The following is a 12,339-nucleotide window of genomic DNA, read 5'->3' as shown; positions in this document are numbered from 1 at the left end:
GATTCACAACAAACGCCTCACCCTTCTTGCTGGGTCGGATACTCCGCATGTTCAACGTAATAGAGCGATATCCCCAGCATAGTGACCGTGATCGCGGTCAAAACCAAAAGGTGAGTCGATACGGGCTCAATTCCAAAAATGTTTTCGGCGTTCGTGCGCACGTTCTCCCACTCCATCCAATTGGCCAACAGGCCTCGCAGTCGATAGTTGATCGTGAACTTGTTCACCAACGCCGGAATGAACGACAGGCCGTACTCGACCACCATTGTATAGGCCACGGCGCTGACCATCGTACGGCGATAGAACACGACGCCGATCAGAAGGAAGACTGCGGCGTGCGCAAAACACGAAAGCAACACCAACGCGCTCATCACGCACCACATTCTGTGCATCTCGGGACCGCCGATGACCAACACGCACGCCGATGCGGCAATCAGCGCCGCAGACGTCGTCCATGCGACCGCCGTCAAGTATTTTCCGAACAGCACCATGCGACGACCGGATTGCCGCATCGCTAAGTAAATCCAGGTTTGCCCTTCCACTTCGGTGCTGATCGCCGGAGTAGCCCAGAGCAGCAGACCTAACAGACACGTCACTTCGGGGACGAGAAAATACACGGTGAACCCAAACGGTTCGACAAAATCCGACGGTTCATATTTTTCGCCCAGCGTTACTTCCGCGATCGCCCGCATGGTCGCAACGATCGCTATCGGAAACACTACAAGCACCAACCACATCGCCATGCGTCCAGGAGTGAGCGAACGGCGAAGTTCGAACTTCATGATGTCCCAAATCATCGTCAATCGATTCATGAAGACTCTCCACGATGCCGTCGCAGCAGCGAATCGAAAACGGCTTCCAAATTTCCATCGGGCGTTCGCAACTGCATTGTTCCAAGGCCATCATCATGAATCCACTTGGCGATGCACTCGTAGAACGCCAGCGGCTCGCGAAGCGAAACTCGTAACTCAGACTTGCCTTGGTTCCATTCCATCGCGTCGACCCAATCGACATCCGCCAACCGATGAATCAGCCTTCCCGCATCAGCGCCGACCAAGCAGATCTCTTGCGGCGCGTCCGCCAAAAGGGATTCGATCTCATCGGCCGTCCCCGACGCCAGCAATCGCCCACCGTGAATCAACAAGAATGATGACGTTACGGACTCGATCTCCTGCAACACGTGACTGGCAAAGATCAGCCCACGTCCGTTGCGTGTCCATTTCTTCAACAACCGCGTCATGTCGTTTCGACCGACCGGATCAAGTCCGTTGTACGGTTCGTCCAAGATCAGCAGGTCGGGTTCATGAGCAATCGCTTGGGCGATCTTTGTCCTTTGCCTCATGCCCAATGAATAGGTTCCCATCGGTCGCCGCATCGACGATGTCATGCCGACGGTTTCGAGCGCGGCTTCGGCGCGCGATGTACAATGTCGCCTTTCCATGCCATGCAGCCGAACCTGATACGTCACCCATTCCAGTGCCGACACGTTCGGATAGAGCACATCGGATGCGGGGCAAAGACCGATTCGCCTCAGCAACCGCCGATCGTCGGCCGGCACCGAGTCAAACAAGCGAACGCTTCCCAGCGTCGGTTGCAGGTGGCCGATCAGCAAATTGATCAATGTCGTCTTTCCGGAACCGTTAGGGCCGATCAACCCGTACGCGCCGGTGTCAATTGTCAGCGTCAAGTCGTTCACGCCGACGACATTGCCATACATTTTCGTTACATGGTTCAGTTCAATCATCGCTTAAACACTAAGCCTCGCGTTGATACGCCGTCGAACCAACCAAAATGAAACGACGGTGATCGCACCCAGCATCACAACCGCCGGCACGACGCTTGCCGATGAGGTGTCGAGATCAAACACCCACGCCTCGACCTTGCCCAGCGTGTGATAGGGCGAAAGCAAACGGTATCGATCGGCATCAAATTCCATGTTCTCCCATCGGCGGCTACCTCGCCCGCGTCCCGTGCCGACCGAAGCAACGATCGCGGTCGTCGACGTCAAAACTTGATAGGCGACGAATCCCAACGCCCATGTCGCAAACCACGCGAACGTTGCATATCGACTCTCGGAAGTCAACGAAGAGTATGCGACCGCCAATGCCGTCGTCGGAATCATCAGAACAGCCGAAGCGGCAAGAATCCTGAACGGCAGATCCCAAGTCTGCATCACCACGGAAAGATCAGGAGACAACAACACGCCAAGGACGTACAACAGCAGCGCCGGTATGGTCGCAATCATCGCCAGCAGAAACCATATCACGGCCGACTTACCGAGGATGTACTGCGACGGCGAAAGCGGCCGCGAAAAGTACATCAGATATGCCTTCGTCCGTAAGTCATACGAAACCAGCATCGGCGCGATCAACCCGATCAAGACGACCATCGCGACGAGCTGTGGATATCGAAAGAAAACCAGAATCAACGTCGCCCAAACCTGGTGACGAGCCGCTTGCGGGTCGTCGATGATCTGCCGGCCCAATTCCGGTTGCCGAAGCGGGCCGCTGACGAGCTGAACGATCGCTCGTTGCAAATCGGGTTCGGTCGACGAATACTCGAATGCGAAGATGCCCATCGCCGGGACAACGACCGGCAGCCAAGCGAGCATCAGCATCGTTCGTAGCCAACGCCGTCGCCAAACCAATGAGATCCCGCTGCGAGCAACGACCCATGGACGAAGCCACCTCGCCATTCGTTCGCCACGCCAACCTCGATACCCAAGATCATGAACTGGCATCGTCAACTCCGTCAGCGCGAGTCGAAGACATCGGTGACTTGCCCAAAGCCACATCCATAAAAATCTGTTCCAAAGAATTGACCGCGGGCTCAAGTCGACGAATCGAAGTGTTCGACGCCGCGGCAATCTGCCAAAGCACAGACGCTTGTTCTTCCGCGATCCCTTCGACACGCAAACTGTTGGTTTCTATGTCGCGATGAACCGTGTATCCGGAACGCTCAACCTGTTCGATCATTCGCGTCGGATCACCGATCGTTGAAATGTGCATACACGGTTTGATGGGGCGACTCAAGTTCTCAAGCGAATCAAAAACCCGAACCGTACCGTCAACCAGGATGACAACATGATCACACACGCTGCGAACGTCGGGTAAGATGTGCGTCGACAAGATCACCGACTTACCGTGCTCCGTCGCCAAATTGCGAATGCGACGCAACATTGCAACTCGTTGATCCGGATCCAACCCCGTCGTCGGTTCGTCAAGAATCAAAAGCGGGGGATCATGCACGAGCGCCTGGGCGAATTTCAGCTTTTGTCGCATTCCGGTCGAATACGATTCAACCTCGCGATAGCGTTCTTCGCCAAAGCCACAGTAGTCCATCATCTCATGTGACCTGCGCAAGCCCTCCCGAGAAGGCAATCCCGATAGCCGGGCCATCAAGGTGACGGATTCAATGCCAATCAAGCCCGCGATGTAACAATCGTCTTCGGGTAAGTAACCAATGTGATCGCGAATGATCCGTGCATCTCGGGGCCACTGGAAATCGAGCACGCGTCCTGCGCCCGATTGAACCTTCAACAGACCAAGCAGCGACTTGATCAGCGTGCTCTTGCCCGATCCATTCGGCCCCAGCAAGCCGGTAACTCCGACCGGGATACGTAACGATACATCCCGCAGCGCATCAATCGCTCCGTATCGTTTGCTAACAGAATGGATCTCGACGATCCCGTCGGTTTCATGCGATGTCAAAACTGTCCCGTCGTCGTGATGTCACCGGTAGGCCATTTAACGTTGCAACAAAGCGTAGTCGAAAGCCTCCTCAACCGAGACACCGTACGCCATTTCTATGTCCCCACTTCCGTCTCGGTTTGCGGCCGAGCCCGCGATGTCTGTCGGTCCGAAAATGGGGCGACGTTGCCGATCGCGCAAGGGTTGCCGGTCCGGCCGTTCCGTGGCGTGCAAGGATCCGTCGCAATGCGGTGCTCGACGCAAGCATTTTATGCGGTCCATTTTGGGATCCTATCATAGACGCGGGCGGCTTAAAGCGATCCAGACTCCCGTAAATGTGCTTCAATGACCACTTTTCGCGTCGTTTCGACCGCTGGACTCGAAACGGTCGTGCTGCCGCCAAGCGTTGTTGCAAACGATGTCCCCGTGGCCAACAATGGCGCCGACATTTGCCCGAAATTGACAGTCTGTACCCCCCCGAACCCAGAATAGCAACACCTTGGATCCTTCAACGCTCTTGACGATGATCTTTGAACTGGTCGGCGGATTGGGCTTATTCCTACTCGGAATGAAGAACATGTCTGACGGGATGCAAGCCGTCGCGGGCAGCAGTCTACGTAGACTGATTGGTGCCGTTACCAACCACCGTTTGCTGGCAACCACCGTCGGCGTTGTCGTCACATGCATTGTTCAGTCCAGTTCGATCACAACCGTGATGGTGGTCGGCTTCGTCAACAGCGGCGTGATGGAATTGGCCCAGGGTGTTGGCGTCATTATGGGCGCGAACATCGGCACCACGATCACAGGCTGGATTCTGGTTTTGAAAGTCGGCAAGTACGGTATGCCGCTGATGGGATTTTCAGCATTCGCGTATCTGTTTTCGCGAGGCGATCGATATCGATATTGGGCAATGTTCTTGATGGGCATTGGCATGGTTTTCTTCGGCTTAGAAATCATGAAGGACGCATGCAGCATCATCAAAGAGCTGCCTGACTTCGAAGCATGGTTCGCAAGATTCAACGCCGACACTTACATCGGCGTGTTGAAGTGCGCGGCCGTCGGTTGCATCCTGACGACGCTCGTGCAGTCGTCTTCGGCAACCCTAGGCATCACCATCTCCCTAGCGACGCAGGGTGTGATTTCGTACCCGACGGCGGCTGCATTGATCTTGGGCGAGAACCTTGGAACAACCATCACTGCGTTTTTGGCATCCTTGGGGACGACAACCAACGCCCGACGCGCGGCGTATTTTCACGTGCTGTTCAACTTGATCGGGGTGTTTTGGATCACCCTGATCTTCCAGTGGTACATCGGTTTAATTCAGTCCATCATTGGCGTCGATGTCGCTAAGATGGTGATGGTCGATGGAACGGAAACCTACCCGAACACGGTTGCGGCGATAGCTGCCACACACAGCGTGTTCAATATTGCGAACACGATCCTATTCATACCATTCGTGACTCCAATCGTTCGATTTCTTGAGCGTGTCGTGCCGTCACGACCGTTCAAAGAGAAACCCCGACTTACCGATCTGGACGTGCGGATCTTGGACACGCCGCTACTTGCGATCGAGCAGTCTCGTAAAGAGATACTGAAGATGGGCGACGGCTGCTTAAAAATGCTCGATTGGTTACTTGAGCTGATGAATGCCGAGGAGCCGGACAAATCGCTTGCCGATCGACTAAAACAACGCGAAAAAGTTTTGGATTCGGTTCAAGACGAAGTTGCTGAATTTGTAACCGGCTTGCTTTCTGCAAACGTTTCACATGCGACGGCCGAGCAGGCGCGGCGACAATTGCGGATCGCTGATGAGTACGAATCGATCAGCGACTACATCGCAAACCTAGACAAGTTCGATCGCAAACTCCGGCGCGACGGGTTTCGGTTCACGCCCGAGCAGCGAGCCGACCTACAAGAGTTGAACCGGCACGTTGCCGAATACGTTGCAGCCGTGCACAAGGGGCTGTCAACCGAGAATCACAACGTGGCGACCAGCACGAGCGCCAGTTCCAAGCGGATTCGTGATGAAGTGAAGGCGCTGCGGCGTAAACATCTCGAGGAACTCTCGGCTGGATCGATGCCGCCGGTGGTCAGCGTGGCGTTTATGGCCGCGCTCAATGCATATGTCCGTGTGAGGGACCATGCATTGAATATCGCCGAAACAATCGACGGCTGATATCGCTTTGCGTGGAAACTCGACGCCATCGATATAGCCAGGACGCTCTGGCCACACTTTTGGCGAGCCAGTTTTCGGATGAATGTTAGGAAGAAACCAATGCAAAAGACCATCGCCGCCGTAGTGGCTGTTTTGATTTGGGCGTCGATAGGCGACGCCAAGGAACTGCCCGGAACGTCGTCGATGTGGCACGGATTCGATCGGCATGACTTTGTCATCGATGGGCGTAACTGCATCGTCGTCGCGCCAGAGTTGCAAGCAGTCAAGCGGCAATTAGAACCTCGGCCATGGATTTGGCGAGCGAGATTTTTCGGCCACGAGCCGCAACTCGACATCGCACTTTTGGAACGCGGCTTTTACGTCGCGTACTGTGACGTTTCCGACTTATTCGGAAGCCCGCAGGCGGTCGCACATTGGAACGCTTTCTACGACTACATGGTTGCGGAGTATGGGTTTGCGAAACGGCCTGCACTCGAAGGCATGAGCCGCGGCGGCTTGATCGTCTTCAATTGGGCGATCGCAAACCCGACCCGCGTCGCATGCATCTACGCCGACGCGCCGGTCTGTGACTTCAAAAGCTGGCCTGGCAACCAGGGGAAGGGCGGCGGCGATCCCAAAAGCTGGAAGAAATGCCTTGACGCGTACGAGCTGACCGAAGCTGAGGCATTGCGGTACAACAAGAACCCGATCGACTGTTTAGATGCGCTGGCGGCAAACAAAGTTCCGCTGTTGCATGTTGTCGGAGACGACGACACGGTCGTCCCCGTCAACGAAAACACGGCGATCGTCGAAGAGCGTTACAAGGCGTTGGGCGGATCTATCAAAGTGATTCACAAGCCTGGCGTCGGCCACCACCCCCATTCGCTTGTCGATCCGGCGCCGCTGGTGGACTTCGTTCTGGAGCACACAGCGTCAAGCGTTGAAGTTTCACCTGTTCATGCCAAGTGATTCATTGCCCGACCGAAGTCGCTGTCGGTCGAGCGTCACAATTGTCTGCTTTACGACATTCGTCGTTTAAGCGTGAGTCGTCTCGACGACTCCGCCTTTGGGTTGGCCGATCGCATCGAGTAGGTCGCCGAACCAGGACACGCTGATGTCAAACGGCTTTCCGCCCTTGATGCGTTCGAACTCAATCGCTCGCAGTTCGTTGCCTCGGTCTTCGTCTTCGCCAATGACTCCGCCGTCATGTGTCAAAGCGCACTCAACTGCTTTCGCCGCACATCTTCCGATCAACGCGATGTCTTCCGCGTTGGCCCGCGCGGCGCGACTGTAATATCCGCTCTTCTGAATCAGCGTCTTGTCGGCGCCAAGCATCTGTGCGAACTGTTGGCCAAACCATTTCCCGGGATTCACGGCGTCGAGCTTGTAGTGGCCGAACGCATCTTTCGGGACCGTTTCGCCACGAGACTCCATTTCCTCGACGATCGATTCCAGACCGGCGCCTTCGGAGATGAAAATGTTCACGCAATCATGCTGCTTCATGATCTTGCTCAATCGCTCGGCTTCCTGTTTCATGTCCATGTGCATCTCGGGCACATAGACCCCGTGGATCGCCCGGCGCTGCCGACTAAGACCTGCTTCGGGCAGAAAGTTCAAACGGTCAAGTCGCTCGTTGTACTTCGCAGCCGTTGCCGCGGTCAGCCATCCACAATTCCGGCCCATGACTTCATGGACGATCAGCATCTTCGGGTTCGCGCTGTGCTCACCAACAACATTCTCGAAAAACTTTGCACCTTCTTCGGCGGCCGTCCAAGCGCCGAGACTCTGTTTGATGGGGATGACATCGTTGTCGATGGTCTTGGGCAGACCGACAACCGCCAGGTCATAGTCGTGTTTGGCCAAATAGGCAGCCAGATCGGCGGCGGTCGTGTTGGTGTCGTCCCCGCCGATGGTGTGCAAAACGTCAACCTTGTCAGTTTGCAACTGTTCGGCCGCAACGCGTAGCGGATCTTGGCCTTCTTGGACGAGGCCTCGATTTACACAATCGGCGACATTGGTCAGCTTGACACGACTGTTACCGATCGGGCTGCCACCATGCTGGTGCAACAGACTGGCTTGATCGCGGATCGACTGGGTGACAACGAAGCTGTCACCCAGCAACAAACCCTTGTAGCCCGAGCGGTAGCAGATGATTTCGATTTCAGGTGCCTTCGCGGTATAGGACTCGATCAGCGCCCCAATCGCAGACGAAAGACAGGGGGCAAGTCCCCCAGCGGTGAGAATCCCGACTCGCTTAACCGACATGATCAATATTCCTGGCACGAAGTGTGTGGACAAAACCAAAGACAGGCAAACCGTTGGACGTTTGCGTCCCTATAGGTTATCCGGTTTTTCGAGAACATTTCCAGGTTGCACGTCGCAATTTGGCGAGCGAAGTCGTCAATTCCGAGGCAGTTACGTCCACCACCCTTGTCGTGACCGGATCAGCACTTCGCCCAAGACTTGCCCCCCGTTGCACCTGCCACATGGACAGCGGCAACGTTCCGGCCGTTATGCGTCCGAGGCGGCAACACGCCGACCGTACCAGCCATCATTGGCAACGCCCGATTCACTCGTGAGCGTTTCGCATGTGGTCAGCAGTCTGAAAGAACGAAAACTTCAACTGCGAGGCAAGTTTTTTATCCTCGATAAGTTCGTCGATCGCTTGGTTCATACACAGCAACCACTGATCGCGCTCGCTTTCGCCAATCGCGAACGGCAAGTGCCGAGCTCGAAGCATTGGATGGCCATACTCTTGGATATAGAGACTGGGCCCGCCAAAGAATCCGGACAAAAACTTAAACAGCTTGTCGCGAGACTCGGTCAGATCGTCGGCGTGCATCTTGCGGATTGTTTCAGCAGCCGGCAATTCAGACATCAAGTCGTAAAACCGATCGACGAGCAGGCGCAACGTCGATTCACCACCGATCCGGCTATAAGTTGTTTCGGCGTCCATCGATTCGGCGTCCACTGGGTTATTTCGGAAATGGAGTGAAAGCGTGGGCGTGGCCCTGCCCCCTTTATCCGCCCCTCCACCACATCATCGCTATGATCACTGCATCCAACAAGCCGATGCCGGCTCTCCGTTGGGCGGCGTGATTGTCGACGACACCATCGCGACAAGCATTTTGGATGGATACGTAAGCAAGTTGTTTCAACGGTGCGCGGCAACCTACAGCTTGACGGTTACAATGCCCTTGTTCGCAACAAAGTCCAATACCCATTCCCTTCGTTTTCGCATCGTAATCGTCCGACTCGCTCGTAAATATTGATTCGCAAGAACGAGTTCCGGCGTCGTTCTGAACGAGAGCTTGAGTGGTCGCGCAATTCCCCAATCAGAGAACCGCTCGATGAAACTTCCGCTCTTGGTCGCTCTATTCACTTGCACCTTGACGCTTTCCGCATCGGCACAATCGCCGCCGGAATCCAGCAAAGCACCGCGTTGGTGGAAAGGGAACCTGCACACGCATTCGCTGTGGAGCGATGGAGACCAGTTTCCCGAAATGATTGCCGACTGGTATCGTCAACGCGACTACAACTTTCTGGCGCTGACGGACCACAACGTCCTAAGCGAAGGGACGCGTTGGATGTCCATGTCAAAGGTAATCAAGAAAAGCGATGCGGGGATTTTGGGTCGCTATCGCGATCGGTTTGGCGAGGCGTGGGTGGAAACGCGCGGTGAACCAGGCAACAAGGATCACGAGGTTCGCCTCAAGCCGCTCGATGAATTTCGATATCTCCTCGAGCAATCGGGAAGGTTCATTCTGATTCCGGCGGAAGAGATTAGCGACAAGGCGGAAGGAAAGCCGGTCCATATCAACGCCACGAACATTGCCGAAGCATTGCAACCGATCGGCGGAGAAACCGTGCGACAGACGATCGAAAACAATTTAAGAGCGATCCTGGAACACGAGAAGTCGCACGGACGGGAGGTGCTGCCGCATGTGAATCATCCCAACTTTTTTTACGCGATCACGGCTGATGATTTGGCTGCGGTCGTCTCAGAACGTTTTTTTGAAGTCTACAATGGTCACCCCGGAGTGAACCAACTGGGCGATGCGGATCATCCAGGTGTCGAGAGGTTCTGGGATATCGCTAATGCGATTCGACGCAACTCGCTGAACATTCCACCGTTGATGGGGATCGCGACGGACGATTCTCACGAGTATCACGGCCAACCCGGCTCGCGACCCGGACGTGGCTGGGTGATGGTTCGCAGTCGGTATTTGACGCCCGAACATTTGATTCGAGCGATGAAGCGTGGTGACTTCTATGCGTCCAGCGGCGTCACGCTTTCCGATGTGAAGTTCTACGAATCCACCAGAACGTTGTCGATCCACATTGATGCTGAACCCGACACAACGTACCGCACTGATTTCATCGCGACGCTTGCCCGCGAAACCGATACCGATACCGATACCGATACCGAACACGCAAGCGCCGAAGATGTGAAAGCCATTGATGAGCATCGCATTGGCGTTACGGTCGCCACATCGGACGACGTTTCACCCACGTATTTGATGAATGGACAAGAACTGTATGTTCGTGCCGTCATCACCAGTAGCAAGCCACACGACGACCCGTCGTTCAGTGACCAAAAACAACAGGCCTGGACACAGCCCGTTGGGTGGAGTGAGTAGAACGACGCCCGTGTGATCTTCGCCACATGTGGCACGGCAAAGAAATCAACGTGTTTTTGCATATCGTTGGCAGCATATTCAAAATGACCGAACGTGAGCATTTTACGGTCGTAGAGATTCTGTCAATATTTGGCGGTCATGATGATGTTCGGAATGACGTACGCATCAAAGTCGATAAGCACGCAACCTCTCAGAGCATCAAACGAAACACTCACTACCCGCAAGTAGCGAGCGTTGATGCATCGCAATAGCGAGAAGTGCTTAGCTTGACACAACTGACTTGCTCTCCAGTTCTGTACCAACCGCAGTGGTAACTATTCAGCCTTCTGTGGCATCGGTGGCATGTTTCCGGTTGCCGCGTAGATAGCGAGGGCATCGAGGATCGTCGCCAGTGGTTCACGTCCGCGAAGCCGAAGCGTGCGAAATACCGTCATCAACACCGACTGAGTCAACGCACCGCGTTCACTGTGGTTGCAATAGCTGTTCTTGCGAATCATTACGGCCGGACGAATCGCTCGCTCCCCGGCATTGTTGTCCGATGGAACATCGTCATGCCACAAAAACGTTAACAATTCGTTGCCGTACTTCGACAGACGCTTCGCCAGCCTTGCCGCATCGGCATGCTGCCAAGATTCACTGCCCAGTTTTGCCAAGCGACCCTCCAAGCGAGCAACCGACATGTCGTAATCGGGTTCGGCAAGCTCCGTTCGCTGCGACGGTAACTTCTTTGCATCACGATACACACCGATCAAGCGACGTGAAAACGATTTCCACTCCGGATCATCCGAATGTTTCTCACTGACTGCCGCAGCATCGCGAAGCAAATGAGGCCAGCATTTCTGTTTGTCGGCGCAGACGACCGCGTCGTACGGTGACCAGAAATCGGTGATCAACGTGCCTTCAAATGCTTCGACGAAGAACTTCTGCAAAGCCGGAGAACCGCGACTGCGATCGATCATATAAAACGCGCTGTCGTTGCTCGCAAAGCACCACAGCCAGTACGTCAATCCGCGGACTCGCCAACTCGTTTCGTCGGCGTGAAGCTTTGCACTTGCCAAGCTCTCGCGATGAACTTGTTCGTACCAGGAAAACAGCAAGTCCGCCAAGCGGTGCCACATTTGAACCAAACCACCGGGCGTGACTTTCATTCGCAAGTGAAAGTTGAAGGTGTCAACGATTTGACCGATCGTCAGACCTTGCAGAAAGTGCAGCATCGCCGAAAGCACCAGCGTTCGATTGCCCAAAGTGCAGCGTGGCAGCACGTCGGGCAGTTTGGGTTCGACCCGCTTTTGACAGGCCGGGCAATAATCGCGGTGCAGAATGTCTTCGGTGATGACGGGTTTGAGATCTTCAGGAATGTCTTCACTGCGGCGTTTTCGAGTGTCGCCGGTTCGCTTCAAGGGGCCCTGACAATCCGGGCAACAGGGAAGCATGTGTTCTCGGGTACGATCGGGCTGAGTGTCACGGGGCGCTGAAAAGGGACCAGTGATGGGCGCCTGAAAGTCCTCCACATAGTGAGGGGGGTTGGCCGAACTACTGTTGTTCGTTTTGCAAACAGCGAAGCGGAGAATGGGAGACAGTGGCCAATCATTTAAGCGTGACCAAGTCCAATGCGATCAAGAAGTTACATCAGAGTGCACCTGACGGTTTGCGATTGGCATGGTCTTTGGTCGGGAAACAGATCAGAATCCTGGTTGTCGTGTTGAACGTCGGTAAACCAGGAGGGCTTGGGATGCCCCCAATTCCTGTACCAGGCGTTATGAAAGATTGGGTTGGGGAATTGGGATCGGTGATTCGCAGTGCTGCTGGAGTGAGGCCGTAGGCCGAACGGAAGCAGCACTGCGAAGCGCGAACT

Annotated in this window: 10 protein-coding genes; 3 read left to right on the top strand and 7 right to left on the bottom strand. The window is 55.0% G+C overall.

Translation table 11 applies throughout. The annotated features are described in order from the left end of the window. Positions 1 to 17: 17 nt before the first annotated feature. Genes Poly51_RS28905 through Poly51_RS28890 form a run of 4 tightly spaced genes read right to left on the bottom strand, consistent with a single transcriptional unit; the run spans position 18 to position 3,710 of the window. Entirely contained in the window at positions 18 to 812 is a 795-nt protein-coding gene (locus Poly51_RS28905; RefSeq protein WP_146462442.1) for a hypothetical protein, read from the bottom strand. Next, on the bottom strand, positions 809 to 1,744 hold the full coding sequence (locus Poly51_RS28900; protein ID WP_146462441.1) for an ABC transporter ATP-binding protein: 936 nt from the start codon (positions 1,742 to 1,744) through the stop codon (positions 809 to 811). The genes Poly51_RS28905 and Poly51_RS28900 overlap by 4 nt, the downstream gene beginning before the upstream one ends. Before the next feature lie 3 nt (positions 1,745 to 1,747). Continuing rightward, positions 1,748 to 2,740, bottom strand: a complete 993-nt coding sequence (locus tag Poly51_RS28895; protein ID WP_222435948.1) for an ABC transporter permease subunit — start codon at positions 2,738 to 2,740, stop codon at positions 1,748 to 1,750. Further along, complete coding sequence (locus tag Poly51_RS28890) at positions 2,727 to 3,710, bottom strand: ABC transporter ATP-binding protein (RefSeq protein ID WP_146462440.1); 984 nt, start codon at positions 3,708 to 3,710, stop codon at positions 2,727 to 2,729. The genes Poly51_RS28895 and Poly51_RS28890 overlap by 14 nt, the downstream gene beginning before the upstream one ends. A 502-nt stretch (positions 3,711 to 4,212) precedes the next feature. Here Poly51_RS28890 and Poly51_RS28885 point away from each other — a divergent pair. Both Poly51_RS28885 and Poly51_RS28880 read left to right on the top strand, forming a co-directional pair. After that, complete coding sequence (locus tag Poly51_RS28885) at positions 4,213 to 5,865, top strand: Na/Pi cotransporter family protein (RefSeq protein ID WP_246114850.1); 1,653 nt, start codon at positions 4,213 to 4,215, stop codon at positions 5,863 to 5,865. 99 nt (positions 5,866 to 5,964) lie between these two features. Continuing rightward, entirely contained in the window at positions 5,965 to 6,813 is an 849-nt protein-coding gene (locus Poly51_RS28880) for a prolyl oligopeptidase family serine peptidase (RefSeq protein WP_186775893.1), read from the top strand. Between the two features lie 66 nt (positions 6,814 to 6,879). Here the strand turns inward: Poly51_RS28880 and Poly51_RS28875 are convergent, their stop codons facing one another. Together Poly51_RS28875 and Poly51_RS28870 are read right to left on the bottom strand one after the other, a co-directional pair. Beyond that, complete coding sequence (locus Poly51_RS28875) at positions 6,880 to 8,109, bottom strand: pyrophosphate--fructose-6-phosphate 1-phosphotransferase (RefSeq protein ID WP_146462437.1); 1,230 nt, start codon at positions 8,107 to 8,109, stop codon at positions 6,880 to 6,882. A 304-nt stretch (positions 8,110 to 8,413) separates the two neighbouring features. Then, on the bottom strand, positions 8,414 to 8,815 hold the full coding sequence (locus Poly51_RS28870) for a group II truncated hemoglobin (RefSeq protein WP_246114849.1): 402 nt from the start codon (positions 8,813 to 8,815) through the stop codon (positions 8,414 to 8,416). A 379-nt stretch (positions 8,816 to 9,194) separates the two neighbouring features. Between Poly51_RS28870 and Poly51_RS28865 the strand changes: the two genes are divergently transcribed. After that, a complete protein-coding gene (locus tag Poly51_RS28865; protein WP_146462436.1) occupies positions 9,195 to 10,484 on the top strand; it encodes a PHP domain-containing protein in 1,290 nt (429 codons plus the stop codon). 314 nt (positions 10,485 to 10,798) lie between these two features. On the opposite strand, the gene tnpC is transcribed toward Poly51_RS28865, so the two are convergent. Further along, the gene (gene tnpC / locus Poly51_RS28860) at positions 10,799 to 11,995 is read right to left on the bottom strand and encodes an IS66 family transposase (protein ID WP_261344143.1); all 1,197 of its coding nucleotides are present in this window, start codon (positions 11,993 to 11,995) and stop codon (positions 10,799 to 10,801) included. Positions 11,996 to 12,339 lie beyond the last annotated feature (344 nt).

Origin of the sequence: Rubripirellula tenax (assembly GCF_007860125.1) — a bacterium.
Classification (GTDB): domain Bacteria; phylum Planctomycetota; class Planctomycetia; order Pirellulales; family Pirellulaceae; genus Rubripirellula; species Rubripirellula tenax.
The sequence above is the reverse complement of the archived record's forward strand: the minus strand, read 5'-3'. Positions and strand labels throughout refer to the sequence as shown.

Bases quoted from the DNA above. Each gene is read 5' to 3' on its own strand.
- Poly51_RS28905 (WP_146462442.1), bottom strand. From the start codon at position 812: ATGAATCGATTGACGATGATTTGGGACATCATGAAGTTCGAACTTCGC.
- Poly51_RS28900 (WP_146462441.1), bottom strand. From the start codon at position 1,744: ATGATTGAACTGAACCATGTAACGAAAATGTATGGCAATGTCGTCGGC.
- Poly51_RS28895 (WP_222435948.1), bottom strand. From the start codon at position 2,740: ATGCCAGTTCATGATCTTGGGTATCGAGGTTGGCGTGGCGAACGAATG.
- Poly51_RS28885 (WP_246114850.1), top strand. From the start codon at position 4,213: ATGATCTTTGAACTGGTCGGCGGATTGGGCTTATTCCTACTCGGAATG.
- Poly51_RS28880 (WP_186775893.1), top strand. From the start codon at position 5,965: ATGCAAAAGACCATCGCCGCCGTAGTGGCTGTTTTGATTTGGGCGTCG.
- Poly51_RS28875 (WP_146462437.1), bottom strand. From the start codon at position 8,109: ATGTCGGTTAAGCGAGTCGGGATTCTCACCGCTGGGGGACTTGCCCCC.
- Poly51_RS28865 (WP_146462436.1), top strand. From the start codon at position 9,195: ATGAAACTTCCGCTCTTGGTCGCTCTATTCACTTGCACCTTGACGCTT.